15 protein-coding genes and 4 pseudogenes are annotated in these 19,908 nt (G+C 41.1%); 12 read left to right on the plus strand and 7 right to left on the minus strand.

The window, feature by feature from the left end; translation table 11 throughout:
- Positions 1-141 precede the first annotated feature (141 nt).
- Both FD725_RS32725 and FD725_RS25880 read left to right on the plus strand, forming a co-directional pair.
- Positions 142-1,232: pseudogene (locus tag FD725_RS32725) on the plus strand (ISAs1 family transposase).
- A gap of 583 nt (positions 1,233-1,815) precedes the next feature.
- A complete protein-coding gene (locus tag FD725_RS25880) occupies positions 1,816-2,406 on the plus strand; it encodes a CHRD domain-containing protein (RefSeq protein ID WP_179051700.1) in 591 nt (196 codons plus the stop codon).
- A gap of 195 nt (positions 2,407-2,601) precedes the next feature.
- On the opposite strand, the gene FD725_RS25885 is transcribed toward FD725_RS25880, so the two are convergent.
- Entirely contained in the window at positions 2,602-3,549 is a 948-nt protein-coding gene (locus FD725_RS25885; RefSeq protein WP_179050786.1) for a glycosyltransferase family 2 protein, read from the minus strand.
- A gap of 169 nt (positions 3,550-3,718) precedes the next feature.
- Positions 3,719-5,056, minus strand: coding sequence for a carboxyl-terminal processing protease CtpB (gene ctpB / locus FD725_RS25890; protein ID WP_179050787.1), 1,338 nt, complete (start codon positions 5,054-5,056; stop codon positions 3,719-3,721).
- 324 nt (positions 5,057-5,380) lie between these two features.
- Between ctpB and FD725_RS25895 the strand changes: the two genes are divergently transcribed.
- Both FD725_RS25895 and FD725_RS25900 read left to right on the plus strand, forming a co-directional pair.
- Positions 5,381-6,076 carry a YdcF family protein gene (locus FD725_RS25895; RefSeq protein WP_179050788.1) on the plus strand — a complete coding sequence of 232 codons (696 nt, stop codon included), beginning with the start codon at positions 5,381-5,383 and terminating at the stop codon, positions 6,074-6,076.
- 145 nt (positions 6,077-6,221) lie between these two features.
- Positions 6,222-6,605, plus strand: coding sequence for a DUF4346 domain-containing protein (locus FD725_RS25900; RefSeq protein WP_179050789.1), 384 nt, complete (start codon positions 6,222-6,224; stop codon positions 6,603-6,605).
- Between the two features lie 28 nt (positions 6,606-6,633).
- Here the strand turns inward: FD725_RS25900 and psb32 are convergent, their stop codons facing one another.
- Positions 6,634-7,374: a photosystem II repair protein Psb32 gene (gene psb32, locus FD725_RS25905; RefSeq protein ID WP_179050790.1), complete on the minus strand. Its 741-nt coding sequence runs from the start codon at positions 7,372-7,374 to the stop codon at positions 6,634-6,636.
- A gap of 330 nt (positions 7,375-7,704) precedes the next feature.
- Here psb32 and FD725_RS25910 point away from each other — a divergent pair, with 330 nt between their 5' ends.
- Together FD725_RS25910 and surE are read left to right on the plus strand one after the other, a co-directional pair.
- On the plus strand, positions 7,705-9,567 hold the full coding sequence (locus FD725_RS25910; RefSeq protein ID WP_179050791.1) for a hypothetical protein: 1,863 nt from the start codon (positions 7,705-7,707) through the stop codon (positions 9,565-9,567).
- An 18-nt stretch (positions 9,568-9,585) separates the two neighbouring features.
- Positions 9,586-10,266 carry a 5'/3'-nucleotidase SurE gene (gene surE, locus FD725_RS25915; protein ID WP_179050792.1) on the plus strand — a complete coding sequence of 227 codons (681 nt, stop codon included), beginning with the start codon at positions 9,586-9,588 and terminating at the stop codon, positions 10,264-10,266.
- Positions 10,267-10,307: 41 nt separating this feature from the next.
- Here the strand turns inward: surE and FD725_RS25920 are convergent, their stop codons facing one another.
- Entirely contained in the window at positions 10,308-10,631 is a 324-nt protein-coding gene (locus FD725_RS25920; RefSeq protein ID WP_179050793.1) for a hypothetical protein, read from the minus strand.
- A 460-nt stretch (positions 10,632-11,091) separates the two neighbouring features.
- Between FD725_RS25920 and FD725_RS25925 the strand changes: the two genes are divergently transcribed.
- Entirely contained in the window at positions 11,092-11,769 is a 678-nt protein-coding gene (locus FD725_RS25925) for a sugar transferase (protein WP_179050794.1), read from the plus strand.
- A gap of 218 nt (positions 11,770-11,987) precedes the next feature.
- Here FD725_RS25925 and FD725_RS25930 read toward each other — a convergent pair whose 3' ends face one another.
- On the minus strand, positions 11,988-13,700 hold the full coding sequence (locus FD725_RS25930; protein WP_179050795.1) for a bifunctional diguanylate cyclase/phosphodiesterase: 1,713 nt from the start codon (positions 13,698-13,700) through the stop codon (positions 11,988-11,990).
- A 384-nt stretch (positions 13,701-14,084) separates the two neighbouring features.
- Between FD725_RS25930 and FD725_RS25935 the strand changes: the two are divergent.
- Positions 14,085-14,447, plus strand: a pseudogene (locus FD725_RS25935) (Uma2 family endonuclease); the annotation flags it as partial.
- An 8-nt stretch (positions 14,448-14,455) separates the two neighbouring features.
- On the opposite strand, the pseudogene FD725_RS25940 reads toward FD725_RS25935, so the two are convergent.
- Positions 14,456-14,740 (minus strand): annotated as a pseudogene (locus FD725_RS25940) (zinc-dependent peptidase); the annotation flags it as partial.
- 76 nt (positions 14,741-14,816) lie between these two features.
- Between FD725_RS25940 and FD725_RS25945 the strand changes: the two are divergent.
- Positions 14,817-15,886 (plus strand): ISKra4 family transposase gene (locus FD725_RS25945; protein WP_179047673.1). Its coding sequence is split into 2 segments (ribosomal slippage): positions 14,817-14,973 and positions 14,973-15,886, totalling 1,071 coding nucleotides; the frame shifts between segments, so codons are not numbered across the junction.
- Between the two features lie 8 nt (positions 15,887-15,894).
- On the opposite strand, the pseudogene FD725_RS25950 reads toward FD725_RS25945, so the two are convergent.
- Positions 15,895-16,461 (minus strand): annotated as a pseudogene (locus FD725_RS25950) (M90 family metallopeptidase); the annotation flags it as partial.
- A 177-nt stretch (positions 16,462-16,638) separates the two neighbouring features.
- Here FD725_RS25950 and ilvA point away from each other — a divergent pair.
- From ilvA to FD725_RS25965, 3 genes are all read left to right on the plus strand, one after another.
- Entirely contained in the window at positions 16,639-18,150 is a 1,512-nt protein-coding gene (gene ilvA, locus FD725_RS25955; RefSeq protein ID WP_179050797.1) for a threonine ammonia-lyase, biosynthetic, read from the plus strand.
- Between the two features lie 45 nt (positions 18,151-18,195).
- Positions 18,196-18,621, plus strand: coding sequence for a hypothetical protein (locus FD725_RS25960; protein ID WP_256871763.1), 426 nt, complete (start codon positions 18,196-18,198; stop codon positions 18,619-18,621).
- 687 nt (positions 18,622-19,308) lie between these two features.
- On the plus strand, positions 19,309-19,878 hold the full coding sequence (locus tag FD725_RS25965; protein WP_179050798.1) for a reverse transcriptase N-terminal domain-containing protein: 570 nt from the start codon (positions 19,309-19,311) through the stop codon (positions 19,876-19,878).
- Positions 19,879-19,908: the final 30 nt, after the last annotated feature.

Genomic DNA, 19,908 nt, shown 5'->3' on the forward strand with positions numbered 1-19,908 from the left:
GAACAGACTTGTTTAGAGGTTGTTTGAAAAGTAGTTGGCTGTGATGTTAAGCACTAATTGATCCCCCCTAGCCCCCCTTAAAAAGCAGGGCTGTTTCATTCCCTAAAACAGGTAAAATAGCAAGAGTTGTGGGGAAAAAATATGGGTGCAGAGCTGATAGAACAATTAAAGCAAGTGGAAGATTTTAGAACGACTGATGGACGAAGACATCCACTGTGGCTAGTGTTGCTGTTTGTCATAATGGGAACAATGAATGGATATGTTGGGTATCGTGAGTGGGGAGATTTTGTTAAAAGGCATAGACGGGTATTAATAGAAAAATTTGGCATTCAAAAACATGGGGTTCCCTCATATTCAACAATTCGACGTGTAGTCATGGGAGTGAATTTTGATAAACTGACAGAAAAATTTAATGAATGGGCGAAAAATTATGTGGATTTAGAAGTATCAGAATGGTGTGCAGTAGATGGTAAAAGTATTAAGGGTACAGTGGAGAACTATAGTTCATCTCATCAGAATTTTGTGAGCATAGTATCAGTATTTGCTGGCAAGAAAGGGCTAGTTGTGGGGATGAAGAAATTTGATAACCAACTCAAAAGCGAAATACAAGTTGTCCAGGAGCTAGTCACAGCATTGGATATAGAAGATGTTATCTTGAGCTTTGATTCCTTACATTGCCAAAAAAAACTTGCAAAATAATTATTGAAGGTGGTAACGATTACGTTATTGCTGTGAAAGATAATCAACCAAAACTACATCGACATATTCAACAGATTGCCGCTACCAGAAAACCAACTTCTCGGATAATTGAGACAGAAAAGACTAGAGATAGATTAACAACTCGTACTGTCGAAGTTTTCCATGATGTCAATGGAATTGACCCAGAATGGACGGGAATACAATCTTTAATTAGGGTCGAAAGAATTGGCACAAGAAAGGATAAGAAATATCATGAGATTGTTTGTTATATTAGCAGCTTGATTTGTACAGCGAAGGAATTTGCCATCGGTATTCGCGGTCATTGGGGTATCGAAAATTGCCTCCATTGGGTGAAAGATGTTGTTTTCAAAGAAGATAATTCGACGATCCGTATGGGCAATGCTCCCGCAAATCTCTCCATATTGAGAGCAATCGCTCTCAATATACTTCGCCGAAATGGTCATACTTCCATCACAATTGCCCAAAGATTTATCTCTCATGATATTGACAAACTCCTTCACCTTGTGGAATGAAACAGCCCTGCCCTTAAAAAGGGGGGAATATGAATCAAAGTCCCCCTTTTTAAGGGGGATTTAGGGGGATCTAAAAGTATTTGATACATTACTAGGGACTTTTCAAACATCCTCTTAGCTAGGTAAAAGGCGACAGGTAATACCAATTCAAAATTCAAAATTCAAAATTAAGAAAGAAGTGACTTTTATATATTGCACTTTAACAGTTTTGTCCCCTTTGGGATAATTTTATTATCAGAGAAATTAAATAATATCAATCTTCAAAATATTTGAATTATTTGATGTTTTTAACTAAAGCTTAATCTGAGTATAACTTAAAATGAGATAAAATTAGACTCTGGTATGTAAAACATACTAAAAAGTACTTTTAGCGACATGACTAGAGGCTAGTTTTTCTCGGCAACTAAGTTTGCTACTGTTGATCATAATCCTTGAGAGTTTTTCATAAGTCTAAACATTGAGTTAGGAACGAATAATTAGTTTCAACACTAATACTTTGTGTAGAGAGGTATTGAGGTTTTCATATCTCCACCAAATAATCGCTAATCAAGTAGTGAGTTTTGTAAAATCAAGTAGGTAACTTATGAAGCTTTTCTTAACCGGCACTTTTTTAGGTACAGCCCTCCTCGCATCAATGACACCCATAGCAGCGAATGCAGCAACTATCTCTTTTACCAGCATATTAAGCGGTTCTCAAGAAGTTCCCCCCGTTACTACACAAGCTACAGGCTTTGCTCAAGGTACACTTAGCGGTGGCCCTGGTAACTGGGTTTTTGACTATGTAGTTAATTATTCTGGTTTGCAAGGTGTTGTAGCAGCTCCATTTGCACACATCCACAACGCGCCTGTAGGGCAAAATGGCCCAATTGTTCACGAGCTTGATAATGCAAATATCCCACCGATCGCTGGTAGTAGTGCGGGTAGTATTATAGGAAATTGGCGGTTTGATGATGCTACCAAACCTCTAACAGATGTACTAGCTCAAGAATTATTGAAAGGTAATGCTTACTTCAATATCCACACAACATTTTCTCCTAGAGGTGAGCTACGGGGACAAATCACTCCTGTCCCTGAACCTGAGTCAGCATTGGGACTTTTGACCTTTGGGATTTTGGGTGGAAGTTGGGTGTTAAGAAATCACCAAAACAAGCAGAAGTTAGCTAGCCATACGTAAGTCCTATACTCTATCCCTTGACGGATAGACCCGGATTTCTCACGCAATTTATCAAACACAAGTCCAGAGGCTGTAGGGGCGGGTTTACAAATATGCTTCAATCATTCACGAATATCTCGTGAACCCGCCCCTACCGTTTTGTGAGAAATGCAGGTAGAGTATTCTGTATTCTGACTCCTGTATTCTGACTCCTTTTTATAACCATTCAATTGTTCTAGCTTGTTCTGGTAATTTAGCATCTCGTTGTCCAGCAGCCCGCGCTTTAGCAGTGAATAGACTGATGGGTGTATTTAATATATCTATCAAAGTCGCTTGACGAGCGATCGCTTTGGCACTATCTCGTGGTAATTCTTTTAATAACCACCGTGCTAGGCGATATCTGGTTTCCTTGGCTGTAATCTCTGGCATTAGTTCTACACCGTGCAGCTCGTGCAAATAACGATTAGAGCGTCCATAACGTCGCCATTGACTCGCTAATTCTTTCAGTGTGGCACGATGACGATGCTGAACGATCGCTTCTGGGGCAAATTCTAAACTACCAATGTTTGCTCCCAGAATGCGCCAGCAAATATCTGCATCACCACCAGTAGTCAAATAAGGACGAAATATACCGACTTTTTCTAAAGCACTACGACGAATTGCTAAATTAGCAGTCTGACCATAGGGACAAAAGCGATGCCCTAGAGTATGCTTCTGAGAGAGAGTTTCTTGACGGTCGGCGTGACGTTCTAGTAAGTTTTTCCCTGGAAAAGCAGTAATCTCACCAGCGACAATTACAACTTCTGGCTTGACAAAAGGCTGAATTAATGCATTTAACCATTGGGGTTGGGGACGGCAATCGGCATCTGTAAAAGCGATAACTTCACCCACCGCCGCCCGAATCCCTGCATTCCTGGCTGCATAGGAGCTTTGAATTTGGTTTTCGCTCAAGGGACAAATAGTAATAGGGCTATCAGTAGCAGAGGTGTTAATTAAACTGAGAGTGCGATCGCTGCTATTATTATCTACAAGTAAGTACTCTACCCGTTCTCTAGGGTAAGTTTGAGACACCAAACAGTTAATTAACTCTGGTAAATCTGCCTCACCGTTATAGATAGGAATAACCACCGATACCATTGGCAGATCAATTTGCTGATTATTCATAAAATTGTAGATTAGGGATAATTAGATAACTAATATAGTAAGGGTGAAAAATGAGTGATGGTGGTGAAAAACAAAATCCCCGACTTCTTCAAGAAATCGGGGATTTGAACTTGATCACATCAGACTGATATATGAACACCTGGTAACTAATAACTCACACAAGTAATTTTTAAAACTTCAAATCGTTAGCACCAATACTCATGGATCGGGAATTGTTGTTGACTGGGGGTTGAGCAAAGGTATTATTAGATAAAGCTGCGATCGCACGAGCGTATTGAGGATCGCTTTGAGTACCAATCAGGTTGGGGTTAGTCGCTAGTTGGCGCTCTTGTGATTCTGTTAGATCAATCTTAATGTCTGGTGTAATCCCCTTATGGTTAATGTCTGTACCATTGGGGGTGTAATAGTGAGCAATGGTGACAGCCAAACCTGAACCATCTGGGAGTTCATGGACTGACTGGACTAAAGCCTTACCAAAAGTTTGACTACCAATAACTACAGCCCGTTTATTATCCTTGAGCGCACCTGTGAGAATTTCACTGGCACTAGCTGAGTTACCATCTACTAGTACTGCCAAGGGGAGTTTTGTTAAAGCCGTGCGGTTAGCTTTGGTATTTTCGCCTACACCTTGACGGTCAACTGTGCGGACAATGCCACCATTGTCTAGCCACATCCGGGCAATTTCAATACTTGCTTGTAACAAACCGCCTGGATTACCGCGTAAATCTAAGACAAAAGCATCGGCTTTTTGTCCATTTAAATTACGAATAGCTCGTCCCATTTGTTCTGAAGCATGAGCGCTAAACTCACGCAAGCGGATGTAACCCACCCGACGGTTTCCTTCTTGCTTGAGATTATAGCTAACTGTTGGCACTTCGATTTTGGCTCGTGTGAGTTTCAAATCAACAGTGCTGTTATCAGTGCGTCCTAAACGCAAGGTAATGACTGTACCTTCCTTACCACGAATTAGCTTAGAAGCGTCATCCACTTTCATCAGGCGAGTGGGTTTGCCATCAATTGCTAAAATCTCATCGCCAGCTTTAATCCCGGCTTTGATGGCTGGAGAATTTTCTATGGCTTCTACAACAGTCAGCCGCTTGGTTTTGTCATTCAATTCCATGCGGATACCAATACCAGATACTTCCCCTGATGTTTGACTGGTTAAGGCTTCAAACTGTTTGGGGTCCATAAATCTGGTATATGGATCATTCAATTTTTGCAGAGCTTCACGAATGGCTACGTAAGCCTCTTCCTTAGAAGAATAGTCTTTGCTTAATAAACTTTGTCTGGTTGCTTGCCAATTTTGTTGATTAAAACTACCGTCAACATATTCACTGTTTACTAATTGCCAGACCTGATCAACTAAGGCTTTAGGACTATCCTGTAAGGCAGCGCGAACACTACGAGTCCAAGCAGAGCCAAAAACAGAGACAGTGGCCGTTGTAGCGATCGCTCCACCAATCAAGGCCACTTGGAGCAGTGAGTAACGTTTCGCAGATGGATTCATGTATATCAGCAGGAGTTTATGGTGATTTTGTCAGTTTAGCAATCAGACTTTTGAGAATTTTTTAAGTTTTATACTCAATTTTTAGCTACACTCCTCTCATTAAATTCCCCTTTTTAAATTATGCTAAATTTTTGCGTTACTTTATTAACAAACGTTACTAGTTTTGGGAATTTCTTTATAAGTCTAATCTAGCACTATGAAAATAGTGTGACACTTTTGTTACTGTCATCTTTATATCCCATACTAGTTCTATAAGATAGCATTTCTGTCACGAAATGGGGGGTCTTTTTCAGCTTAACTAACGAAGCTTTTTTGTCTTGTATCATGAAGCGCAAATTTACTATAAATTTATCAATTTCCGTAGGTGAGAAATTCCGCAAACAGTGGCAGTTGCTACAAAAACTTGCGGGGGGTTTATGCTTGCTGTTGGGGATTTGGTTGATCTTCACTACTATAACTCTAGTTTTTGCATCTTCCAGACCTGTGGATGGCTTGTTTGTCCTTGGTGGTAGTATTAGGCGCGAAATTTATGCTGCCCAAACGGCAAAACAATATCCCCAAGTGCCAATTTTAATTTCTCATGGTTCCTCAGATCCTTGTATTCTGCTAATTTTTCAGCGAGAGGCAGCAGATTTACAAAACGTTTGGTTAGAAAAGTGTGCTAATTCCACCTTTGAAAATTTATATTACGGAGTGCCAATTTTACAACGTTGGGGAGTTCATAAACTGAAACTAATTACTTCACCAACTCATCTTCCCAGAGCAAAATGGCTGGCACAAATTATCTTAGGTGCTAATGGTATTTGGGTTGAGGTTGAGGTTGTTCCAGAAATGGGTGTTCCTGGTAATCGAGAGTCTTGGCAAAAAACAGGATTAGATGTAACACGCAGTTTATTTTGGGCAGCGTTCAGTCAAGTGATCAAGCCCCAATGCTCAAATGTTGTCAAGCTTGAACAAGTAGATATCCAAACTTGGCAGCGCCGTGGGTTTAAGTGCGAACGTCAGGGGAAGGTGTCATAGTCAATGGTCATTGGTCATTGGTCATTGGTCAATAGTCATTAGTCATCAAAGCTGATCCTAGATGGCACTTGCGTCAGTCCTAAAAGATTTACACTTGAGATGTAATGTAAAAACCCTGACTAGAGAAATTTACTTTTGAGAGCGTATGGATTTGATAGTTGAAGATTTAGCAGCCATTGATAATAAACTTTCTCAGCGACATATTGACCTTGACCCTAACGGATATTTCATTATCTATTTAGATAGAGCAGCCGATTTAATTTATGCCAAGCATTTTACAAATGTTATTGATGACCGTGGTTTGGCTGTAGATCCAGAAACAGGTAAGGTAATTCCTGCTAAGGGTAAGGTAGATAGAACCCACACGACGGTTTTTAGTGGGAGGACAGCTAAAGAACTCTGTGTGAAAATCTTGGAAGAAACTTACCCTTGCCCTGTAACACTTTTAGATCATGCTGCCTATCTGGGACGGGAATTTGTGCGGGCTGAATTAGCCTTGGTTACAGGGCAAGAGTACGTGCAAGATTGAGTGATGAGTACTCAGTACTCAGCACTCTTTACTCAGGACTAGATGGTGGTTGGACTGCCAAGTAAATGTAGTAAGTTGCCATTGGGATAATAGTAGCGGCAATTAATAGTCCTATTACCCAGGCTGTAGCATTACCTTGGTCAGTTTCCTCTGCCTTCTTAAATGTGCCTTCCACTTGGACATTATCGACAATTTCGGGAGGGCCGGGATCTGGTTGACCGGAGAGGACAGCAACTAGGCGATCGCTAGCATCCAAAAATGCTTGATTATATTTATTACCATCGCGTAACGGTGCAGCCAATGTCTCTGAAGCTACACTTTGAGCGATCGCATCTGTAAGCAAAGGCTTAACTTTGTCGCCTGTGAGAATAGCTGTACCGTTAGTTACTGTATCCAGTACTAGCAATGTTTGGTTTGCTTGAGCTTCTTTGCTAGGAAACCATTTTTTAAACAAGGCTTTAGCAAAACTGTCTGGTGTTTCGCCATAATCTAAGCGCCGGATAGTCACAAATCTGACTTCGTTACCAGTTTGCTTGGCTAAATCTTCAAAGCTGCTGCTAATTGTACCTTCATTGAGTCGGCTAATCACTTCGCCTTGATCTACAACCCAGTTAGCATTGTCTGCTGTCAAGCTGGGTATTTGATACACTCCTGTAGCTAGTGCGGCAGTGGTGAATAGCGAAGAAGTCAGAATCACCGTCAACAAAGGCAGAATCAGCCGAATAATAACTTTTTTTATCCTAAAAACCTGGTTGAGGATCTGTGTCATTTAATAATCCCATAAGACCAACTAGCACCAAAAATACTATACAACTAATGTCAAAAGCACTCTGTTTACAGATTTATTCTTCAAGAGGCTAGGAGCTAGGCATAGCTTGAACATCCTCATTTTTAGCGAAAAAACTTTAGCTTTTCTCTCTGTGGCTTTGTCTTGAAAAGTTCAGATGCCTGCGGCAAGCCGCAAAGCGTCTACGGAGGAAACCTCCGCTCCGACTTTTCACTGTGTCTCTGTGGTAAAAAAATATTTATCTAACCACAAAGGCACAGAGACACAGAGGAATGGGCTAGGGCTAGATAGCTCATTACCCTATAACTACTTATGAAATATGGGAAAACGATAACTTGGGTATTGTTGATGATGATTACCTTTGTTGGCACGGTCAATTTTATGGGTAATTTGTCGGCAAATAAACAGCTGGTGTCACTGGCAACTGATTTCAGTACCTTAACCAGAGATGAACAGATCCTAGAAACAGCATTTCAGGCGCGGAATTTGGCAATTCGGGAGCAGTTAGCGGCTGTAGACTTAAATAAATTGGATGCTTGGTGGCGACGAGAACAGATATCTGATCCCCATAAGTATTTACTTCCCGTTATCCTGTCACGCTTGAGTTTAGGTAAGCGCTATCCTGCGGCAGAAAGCTGGAAAATTCTCCTCAACATGGACAAGGATAAACCAGACCTTTATCATTTCCGGGCTGTTTTCGATATTCCTATATTTTTTAAGTTCCGCAAAATCATGCCTCAAGCCGTAGAAGCGTCTTATCGGCGGATGTTGACTAGTCCTCATATCTGGGAATGGATGGAACAAGGCACAGAAAACCATATGGCGATGCAGCGTCTATCTGGGTTGGCTTTGATGAATGGTAGTGGTTGGCCTAATCCTCTTCCCGGTATAGCGGCGACTAATGAGGCTTGGCTGAGGGCAGAACTCAATAAGTACTTCACAATAGGACAGGGTGAGTTCCATTCTTCGACTTACTACGGATACGCTATTGGTGGTTGGCTGAATCTTTACGACTTTGCCAAGACTCCCCAATTGCGTCAATTAGCCAAGGCTGCTTTAGATTGGTATGCGACTAATATGGCTTTACGTCTCAGTTGGGGGACGGCTGGTGGTGCAGAAAGTCGGGGTTTTGATAGAGGTACATGGGATAAAAGCGAATTAAGTGCTGTGGCTTGGATGTGGTGGGGGGATAAACCTGAGACTGCAAAACGTTTGAGTGAAAAAAGCGGACGGGTAGCTTTACTGGCTGGACTCAGTAGTTATCGTCCGCCATCTCAGCTACGAGTGTTAGCTAGGAAAGAAGTACCTTTACCTTTTACACTCCAAGCAAGTCATCCTGGTTATTACAGTTATCACCAAGGAAATCAATTTTGGGAGAATTTTTACATTACTCCAGACTACAGTTTAGGGACGCTTTTGCAACCAGATCGTGCTTATGAAGTGAAGGGAACTATCAACGCCCAGTATGCCACCTATAAATTAGTGGTGCGGAACCCCAAGGGCATTGACAATGCAGTCATTAGTTTGGCTGGAACTTTTCATAGTCCGATGGCGACGGGAAGTTCTCCAGGGGATCAATATGTCCAATCTCAAGGCGCAGTTATCTACCAATTGCGTCTTAATGATGAGGATAAAGCGGCAGGGATACCAGGACGTTCTCATTTAGTCTTACCAGCCCGTTATGGTAAACCAGTACAGCAGGGAAACTGGTATATTTGGCGAATTGAAAATACTTGGTTGTGTTCTCGTCCTTGGGGTGACAAAATTAATTGGCAAGAGACTGTATCTGCCAAAAATCCTGATTATCAGGTTTTAGCGGCTATTGGTAATCAGACGGCTTGGGTTACAGATATGGCTAGTGTGGCTGATTACCCTGATTTACCTAGTCTTGTTAAGGCTCTGAAGAAGACTCAGATTGATGATAGCGCTTGGAAAAGCTCAGGGCAATTGACTTATACAAGTCTGCAAGGCGATCGCCTATCCATGACTTACGAAGCAAATAGTGGCATCGGTCGAGCAATAATCAATGGAAAAGAGCGTATTCTTAAAAATTGGGCTGTTTTGGATAGTCCCTATGTCAAAGAAGAACTCAAAAGTGGTGTTTTATCAGTCAAGGTTCCCAAGCAAAAAAGCTGGCGTTTACGAGTTGCTTTCACAGGGGTACAGTGGGATTAATTCGTAATTCGTAATTCTATGTCAATAATCTTAACTAACGATGACGGTATTGATGCGCCGGGAATTAAGGCTTTAGTGCAGGCTGTTAATGGCCAACAGGTGATTATTGCTGCACCTAGAGATCATCAATCGGGTTGTGGTCATCAAGTTACTACTACTCGCCCGATTAATCTCCAGAAACGTTCGGATAGTGAGTATGCGATCGCTGGTACTCCTGCCGATTGTATCAGAATTGCCATATCACAAATTTCCCAAGATGTCAAGCTTGTCTTGTCAGGGATCAATGCAGGGGGAAATTTAGGTGTGGATGCTTATATTTCTGGGACTGTGGCGGCTGTGCGGGAAGCAGCGATGCACGGTATTGCCGGCATTGCTATTTCTCAATATCGTAAAGGCAAACAGAATTTTGACTGGGATGTGGCAGCTAAATTCACAACTCAAGTTTTAGGCGAGTTACTCCATCGTCCTTTAGAACCGGGATGTTTTTGGAATGTCAACTTACCTCATCTACAACCAGGCGAACCAGAACCGGAGATAGTGTTTTGCCAACCTTGTACGAAACCTTTACCAGTCAACTATCGCATGGATGGGGATGATTTCTATTATGTGGGTGAATACGGCAAACGCGATCGCACTCCCGGCAGTGATGTCGATGTTTGTTTTGCAGGTAATATTGCTGTCACCCAGTTAAAGGTGTGATTAGTTATTATTCATTGGTCAACAATGTTCTTCTTGGTTGTTTATTTTCTGCCTTGCTCTGACAATTCTTCATCTACTCCTTGAATTAAAGCCGTCAACTTATCTAAAGTTTGGGTGAGTTGGGCTAATTTTTGGAGGGAATCATCTTGAGATTCAGCCAGAGTTTGGATGGCATCACACAGAGCAAAAATTTGATAACCTTGCTGCTGTAATTGTTTTCCTTGAGCTTCAACTTGACAACTGAGATTGTCCATTCTATCAGCGAGACGTTCTATTGTCTCAGTTGTAGATAGTACTGCTTCCCCAATTTGTTCAACAATAGATTCCAAGCGGCTAACTTTTACCTCGACACCAGCTAAAATCATTTTTTAATCACCCCGATTGTAAAAGAGCATTTGAATAGTTTGATGAAATTATTAATTGAGTAATTTAATTAAATCAATACGACTCTAAGTAAATACTGTTTTCATACTATTAATGATTTTGTTTTTTATGGCTTCTGGCAAATGATAGAAGCATTTTTGTCACTTTACTGATAAATGAGTTGTCATGGGTCATTGGTGATTGGTAATTGGTCATTCGTGGTGAGTTCCATGTTTCTCAAAGCATTCTTTTATACATATTATTTTTCGTTAAACATCTTCCATGAGATAGATTTATGTTTCTTTATTTTAAATTCATAAAACTTCATGATCCCTAGAATCTTGATGAAGATTACGTAAATATACCGTAAAATACGGGGTTTTTGATGAGGCTGCGTTTATATTCTGAGTGAGATTCAGTAATAATACCCCTATAACTAGGCATTCGGCTAGAGAACGTACCATGTATCAAACAGAATTAGAAAGCGTCTTGCAAGGTACTACTTATAACATTTGGGAATTAACAGCCAATCCTCATCCCTCCGTAAAGTCTAAATTCAAACGATGCTTGGATATTGTAGGGAGTTTAGTAGGACTGCTAATTCTAGCTATTTTGTTCATACCTATTGCGATCGCTGTTAAGCTAGACAGTCCAGGGCCTATTTTCTTCTCTCAAGAACGTTATGGACTCCAGGGACGCACATTCCACATCTGGAAATTCCGTTCAATGGTGAGTGATGCAGAGAGACTCAAATCTCTGGTAGAGAACGAAGCAGATGGTCTAATTTTTAAAAATAAGCATGATTTTCGTGTCACCAGAGTAGGACGCTTTTTGCGTAGCACTAGTCTAGATGAACTACCACAATTTTGGAACATCTTCATGGGTGACATGAGTTTAGTAGGTACACGTCCCCCCACTGCTGACGAAGTAGCTAAGTACAACCCTCGTCACTGGCAAAGACTCAACGTCAAGCCTGGTTTAACTGGCGAATGGCAAGTCAACGGACGTTCTCACATCAAAGATTTTGAACAAATAGTTGATTTAGACTTACGTTATCAGAGTAACTGGCATCCACTATACGATTTACAGTTGATTGGTAGAACGATTTACGTCATCATGGGCAGAGTCGGAGCTTTTTAACTCAAGCAACATCTTGAGGAAGTGAAGACATAATCAAGCTTTCACCTATCCCTTGTTCCCTATTTCTTGACCATAAATAACAGTTAATGGATAATTATCTCTCTATTTCCAAAATAATTGCCCATTAGATGTTATTCAACCCCGCCCATTTTGGCAAAAGCTAAAATCAGGTGGGGTTTTTCAATTATTTATCGCCCAATACGGTTCAGTTTTGAGGATTATGCCGCAATTTTATTCATCTTCTCAGAACCTTGCTGCAAAGTTTCTGTGATTTTATGAGCCGGAGATGGGATACCGAAGTAAAATCCCTGGACTTCGTGACAGCCGCGCTTTTGTAAATAGTCAAGCTGTTGTTGTGTTTCTACACCTTCTGCTGTAATTTTTAACTGGAGGCTCTTGGCCAGGGCAATAATGGCATCAGTCACGGCCCCACTATCAGGATTAGTCACCACATCCATGATAAATGACCGATCAATTTTTAACATATTTACTGGGAAGCGCTTGAGATAATTGAGAGAAGAATAGCCAGTACCAAAGTCATCCAAGGCTAACCATATACCCAATGCTCTTAATTCTTTCAAAGTGGTAACAGAACGCTGAATATCAGTCATCAAGAAACTTTCAGTTACTTCCAGTTCTAAATAAGATGAGTGCAAATCTGTTTCTTTTAAAATTTGGCCGACAAGTTTGACTAAATCTGGTTTTTCAAATTGTCGAGCTGATAGATTTACCGACATTCGGATGGGTGCAAATCCGGCAAGTTGCCAAGCACGGTTTTGATTGCAAGCAGTTCTTAATACCCATTCACCGATTTGCACAATTAAACCATTCGCTTCAGCAATGGGAATAAACTTAGCAGGAGAAATCAAACCTCGTGTAGGATGTTGCCAGCGTACTAGTGCTTCCATTGCTGTCATTTGTCCACTGGATAAATCAATAATTGGTTGATAATAAACTATGAATTCATTTCGTTCTAGCGCTCCATATAAATCATTTTCTAAGGTCAATCGCTCTTGCAGTTGTTCATTAATATCTGATGAATAAAACTGGTATTGATTTCGCCCTTTTTGCTTGGCTTGATACAAAGCTATATGGGCTTGTTGTAAGAGGTGATCTACATGATTGAGACTATTGAGTTCATCAATTGTAATTCCTATGCTAGCCGTGATATGAATTTGATGACCTTGGATAGAAAAGGGTTTAGCCAAGGTACTCAAGAGCAACTGCGATAGCTTAATGACATTTTCAAAAGAAGGTATTTCTACACGAGCGATCGCAAATTCATCCCCACTGCTATAAGCTAAAATATCTGCCTGTGCCATGCAGGTTTGTAAACGCTGGGCTACACTTCTTAAAAGTAGACTAACCTGCTGATGCTCAATCGCATGACTGATGTCGGTAAAATCATCAATACCCAATACCATGACGGCTACCATGCGTTGACTATTTGGCGATGAAGATATAGTTTGATAGAGGCGTGTACAGAATAGCTCTCGATTGGGTAATCCTGTGAGTTCGTCGTAATGGCTAATATAATCAATCAATTCGTCTAATTTATGTAGAGTTTGTGACGTATCTGCCATCAGCGTCCCGGCTTCATCCACAAATTCTGTCGGTAGTTGGGGTAAGGTTTTGGTGTCGAGGTATTCTCGCAAAGCGGCGGATGTCAATTTGACGGGAACAAGCAGATGGTGGAGTGCATAGAGGGTAGCAGCTGTACCAATTAATGTAGCTAAGAGTGCAGTTACTAAAACCTTAATTGCCATTTCCCAAGAATAGGAATTAGAGATGACAAAACTAAACAGCAAGCTTAATAGTGGTATGTGAGTACCCAAAAATGCCACCAACATGATTTTGGCGGTGTAACTTTTGTGCAGAAATTTAAAATGAGCTAAAAATGAATAGAGATAGAGGTTCTGAGTCAACTGCATGGCTTTTGGATAAGAGTGTGGAAAATGACAAACTGGCGATATTGCCCATCCTGGACAAAAACAAAGCTAAAAAATCGACCTCAACTAAGTCATATATAATACTGCCCTAATTTAATATCAAACTCATAGACTTTTAGTTATAGATTCTGTAAAATAGCGTTTGCAGCCATATTGAGGGTTAAAATCTTTGGCTGTACAATTACTGGTAAAACTATATTTTTTTTGTAAAAATACAATGAGATATTTTTTGAGTACAGGCTATTGCTCAAATATCCATCAAAGTTGGTGACATATTTGCGTTGTCAGCGCCAACTTACCTATGCGTCTGTACTCAAACTGAATGAAGATTGAGTTAAAGGTAAAATTTTGGCAAAGATGTAATTACTGCGACAGGCAAAACCAATTACCTTACCTGATAGTAACTCTGAACCAGAGCCAGATATTGCGATCGTCCAACGTTTGGGGCGAGATTACAAAGAACATCATCCTTACCCCGAAAATATTTTTTGGCTAATTGAGTATTCAGACTCCAGCCTGACTAAAGATTTAGCAGTGAAAACCAAGATTTATGCGATCGCAGGTATTCCAGAATATTGGGTGATAAATTTGCAAACAATGCAACTCATCATCTTTCGAGTACCAACGGAGGCAGGTTATCAATCAAAGGAAATACTCACCCAAGGTATTATTAACCCCTTAGCATTTCCTGATATTGCAGTTTCTATTCAGGAATTGCTGAGGAATTAAATCATTACTTAAATCCATTGTATAGGAGCTACTTGATAATAATTTTGTAACAGCTTATATAATTTTGGATGCTTCTCTAATAATGACTCTGGCTTCTCAAAAAATGTCTCAGTTGCCACAGCAAAAAATTCTGCGGGATTAGTTGCACCGTAACTATCAATTACAGTCTCTATACCTTGGTGAACATCATTGCAGAGTTGTTGATATTCTGCTGTCATCACTCTAGCCCAAATAGAATAATCTGATTTTCTCGGCAAGATTGGCACACCCTCGGCTTTACCATCTTCTTGATCGGGAGCATCCACTTTTGGAAGATATACAGGTTCTGGGAGAATATAACAACAGATAAAACAGTGTGGATGACTTACCATGAACCAGGATAAACAAGAAAGAATCAAAGCCTGTTTACAAGAATTGTCAACACTACTGTATGAAGAAGCAGATAAAAGTAAGCTGACAGACCTCGAAAGTATAGAAAAAACAGTTCGGAGTCAAATATTAGAACTAGTCAGTCCAGAAATAGCCCTTTTTTTATCGAACAAAAAACTGGAACAAAAGTAGGTAAAACCAGGAAAATTAAAAGCTTAGTGGGGGAACTGACTCTTAAAGCCAAACAGTTACAGAAACTGGGTTTGAAGCCAAGAACCCGGTTAAGTCCATTACTTCAAAAGTGTTGTTTAAGGCTGTCAGCTAACGAATCATACCAAAAAGCAGAAATTGAAGTTGAGGCATTGACAGGAGTCAAAGTGGGTCACTCAACGCAACAAAAATTAGTGCTGTCACAAGATTTTCAACTACCATTTGCAAAACAAGCAGTTTCAGAAGTCAGTGTAGATGGAGGAAAAGTCCGACTCAGAGGTAAACCGAAAGCAGGCTGTTACTGGCGAGACTATAAAACCGTTCGTCTGCAAGGGATTTACTATGGTGCGTTTTTTGATGACAACCAATCATTAGTTGATTATGTCAATAGCCAACGTCTGGTTAACCCGTTAGTGTGCTTGGGGGATGGTCATGATGGCGTGTGGAATCTAGTCAAAGAGTTTGGTAAAACAGAAAATTTTGAGCGTTGGGAAATCTTGGATTGGTATCACCTCAAAGAAAATCTCTATAAAGTTGGTGGTTCTTTAAAACGGCTTAAAGCTGCTGAAACGCTGTTATGGCAAGGTCAGATAGAAGAAACTCAAGCTTTATTTCTTCATTGCCGAGGTAAACAAGCGAAGAACTTCATTGCTTATCTTGAAAAACATCGCTCTCGTCTTGTCAATTATGCCTATTACCAGGCTGAACAACTTTGTTCTATTGGTTCTGGCGCAGTTGAATCTGCTATTAAACAAATTGGTGCGAGGATTAAAATTTCTGGCGCACAGTGGAATGTTGATAGTGTTAATCACATCCTCTCTATTCGTTGTGCTTATCTCAATGGTTTATTAGCTATTTGAGTCTTTCTGCCAAAAGTGGATGCTCCCTCTTGATCTAACTGGTGGGCAAATTCATGTAAGATCACATTATGTCCATCACTCCAGTTGCGAATATCGTATTTTACCTGTTCCCAAGATAAAATTACTTGGTCTTTAGTCCATGATTCGCCTAATCTGGCATCACGTCTTTCTTCCACTACATAATTATCAATGGCAACAGTTTGAGTCACAAAATAAGTCCCAGGATAAATTAAAATTGAGCGTAAATTAGGAAAGTATTCTCCACGTTCATTGAGTAGCAGTAAACAGGCAACAGCAGCAATAGTTAACTTCATTTCTTCCGTCAATTGCAATCCTCTACAACCAATAAATTGTTTCTCTGTTAAGAATACTTGAATATGTCCTTGCAGTCGTTGGCGTTCATCAGGAGAGAGACGCAGATAAATAGGGAGATTATTTTCAATCACAGCATTACTCAGCGAAGAAAAAGGACGCTGTTGAATACAGTTTCTGCGTTTTTTTATCAGCATAGGGCTGATGAGAATGCTAGTGATAATCAACCCAATAATCAGTAAGATAATAATTAGTTTAACCATCTGCTGCACTGATATCTATCTTTAGCTTACTAAAACCCTTATCTCTATTGCTTGTTGCCTATTGTCTTATCTCAACAACAATGTATTTACGCCGACTTACTCAATAACTATTCGCAGAATAGGTACACAATTGCCGTAGAATGATAGTCCATCCAGCAATTGCTAAATATTCACCCCATGCTTTGCGACTACCTGGTACAAATTCTGACTGCTCGTGTGTATGATGTTGCCCAGGAATCACCACTGGAGTATGCGCCTAATCTTTCTGCCAGATTGAATAATCAACTGCTGTTGAAGCGTGAAGATATGCAGTCTGTCTTCTCTTTTAAGCTACGGGGTGCTTACAACAAGATGGCAAATTTACCACCCGATTTGCTGGCAGAAGGTGTAATTGCAGCATCGGCGGGGAATCATGCCCAAGGTGTAGCTTTGGGGGCAAAACGGCTAGGAACTAGGGCAATTATCGTCATGCCTGTGACGACACCCCAAGTCAAGATAGATGCAGTCAAGGCGCGAGGGGGAGAGGTGGTATTGCATGGGGATACTTATGATGATGCCTATGCCCATGCTCGACAATTAGAGGCAGAGAAAGGTTTAACATTTATTCATCCTTTTGATGATCCTGATGTGATTGCTGGACAAGGGACAATTGGCATGGAAATCTTGCGCCAATATCAGCAACCCATCCATGCGATTTTTGTCGCTATTGGTGGCGGGGGATTAATTTCTGGGATTGGTGCTTATGTGAAACGGTTGCGTCCAGAGATTAAAATTATTGGGGTGGAACCAGTGGATGCTGATGCCATGCACCAATCGTTAAAAGCTGGGCATCGGGTGCGGTTATCGCAAGTGGGGTTGTTTGCTGATGGGGTAGCAGTGCGGGAGGTAGGAGAAGAGACTTTTCGCCTGTGTCAGGAATATGTGGATGAAATTATTTTGGTAGATACTGATGATACCTGTGCAGCGATTAAAGACGTGTTTGAAGATACACGTTCTATTTTAGAACCAGCTGGAGCATTAGCGATCGCCGCCGCCAAAGCTTATGTAGAACGAGAGCAAATTCAAGGACAAACGTTAATTGCAGTGGCTTGTGGCGCAAACATGAATTTTGATCGTTTGCGCTTCGTGGCAGAACGAGCCGAATTTGGTGAACGTCGAGAAGCAATTTTTGCCGTGACAATTCCCGAAGCACCAGGAAGTATCCGAAAATTCTGTGAATGTATTGGCAGGCGTAATCTGACAGAGTTTAACTATCGCATCGCTGATGAAAAAATCGCCCATATTTTTGTCGGTACGCAAATTCAAAACCGTGCTGATAGAGCGAAAATGGTGCAAACTTTTGGAGACTGCGGTTTCCAAACTTTGGATTTAACTGACGATGAATTGACAAAACTGCATTTACGTCACATGGTTGGTGGGCATTCGCCTCTGGCAAATAATGAATTGTTATATCGATTTGAGTTTCCCGAACGTCCTGGTGCGTTGATGAAATTTGTCGCTTCCATGAGTCCTAACTGGAATATTAGTATGTTCCACTACCGCAACAACGGCTCAGACTACGGACGCATTGTTGTGGGGATGCAAGTACCTCCCCAGGAAATGGAGGAGTGGCAAAGTTTTCTCGATACTCTTGGTTATCGCTATTGGGATGAGAGTCAAAACCCAGCGTATAAATTATTTTTGGGTTAGAGATGAAAGTACTATATCAGTGGTTTAATTTCTAGCGTTTCCAAGATGGCAAACGAAAATCCCCAAACAGAATATGATTCGCCCTGGAAGCAAATATTACAACTGTATTTCCAGGACTTCATGCTGTTTTTCTTCCCCGCAGCGCATGAGCAAATAGATTGGACAAAACAACCAGAGTTCTTGGATAAAGAATTAGAGCAAGTGGTTCGTGATGCCGAATTGGGGAAGCATTTGGCAGATAAGCTGGTAAAAATATATCTCAAGAATGGTGAAGAAAGCTGGGTATTGATACATCTGGAAGTTCAGGCTCAGGAAGAATCAGACTTTCCTAGAAGGATGTACACCTACAACTACCGCATCGTGCGACGTGCAAAGGCACGTGTTCTGATTGGAGGAAACCTCCCTGGGCAACCCTTCGCCCTGTCCTCACGTAAAAGGGTCTTTGACCCCACCTACATCAAAAGTAAGTAATGAAATTGATGGAATGCAAGGAACGAAAGCCTGAATACGAATAGCCTAAATTGGTAAGAAGGCAAGAGGAGAGCTGTCAAGGGTTAACGAAAGTGAATCAACATAAGTTCCGTTAAGTTGAAAAAGGTGAAATAAGGCTGACACACCTTGACCAAAAGGTACGTAGGACGGCTGTTGAAGTGATACGGTCAACAGCGAAGGGGCAAAGCTCCTACCGGAATAAAGTTGGAACCCGAAACAGTTAATCATCAGACACGTGAAACACGGTAAGCCCTATGAATTCTCTGGCAAAGGTCGATAACCAGAGTAAGCCGACCGTAAGGAAAGCCTAAATATTCAGAGGGTAAAGGATACCAGAGAAAGCGAATGCCCTGGGTAATACCATTTCACTTTAATAATGATACAAATACGTGAGTCCGTCAGTCCGTCAGGGATTGTAAATCCCTGTCTCATAGCTAAAGTCCTCTCAAGAGGACTGAATATCAGAGTCCATTTTAATGGACTTAAGCTATGAGACCACCGTTTTAACGGTGGGCGGACAATACCCAACGAGTAAGCTATATGTATCAGGATTTTTGTGAATTGGTATAACGCTGGGGATAGGGGTTCAAACTTTACCCTACATCGAAAGATGGCAAACTTCTGGTAGGTTCTCAACGATAATCGGCGTAAAGGAATCGAACCGACGTGAAAGATAGAGTCAAAAAAGACATCGGAACGAAGGAACCCTTTCAAGATTGGTCAACCATTAACTGGAAAGCCGTCAAGAAACGGATTAGAAACCTGAGACAAAGAATCTATCGTGCAACTCAGTCACAGCAATGGAATCGGGTGAGAAGCCTGATGAAATTGATGTTACGCAGTTACTCGAACCTGCTACTATCGGTGCGAAGAGTCACACAAGAGAATCAAGGGAGGAAAACGGCGGGAATAGATAAGCAAACCGCCTTAACCCCCAAAGCTCGCGTGAGACTGCTCAGAGATATGGAAACCTATCAACTTTGGAAGGCAAAACCAACCAGACGGGTCTATATTCCCAAATCAAACGGAAAAAGAAGTTCAAAGCTATACCAAGTAGCAGAAAACCAGAACTGGAAATGCCCAGTATGTGGGGAACACCTGTTCAACGGAGAAGAACTGCACGTTCACCACTTAACAAAAGTGTCAGACGGAGGAACAGACGAGCAAACAAACTTGCTCCATCTTCACAAAACCTGCCACTACCATGTACACAGTGGAAAACAGACTGAAACGTAGAGAGCTTGAGCCGGATGATGAGAAATTGTC

Origin of the sequence: Nostoc sp. TCL26-01 (assembly GCF_013393945.1) — a bacterium.
Lineage (GTDB): Bacteria > Cyanobacteriota > Cyanobacteriia > Cyanobacteriales > Nostocaceae > Trichormus.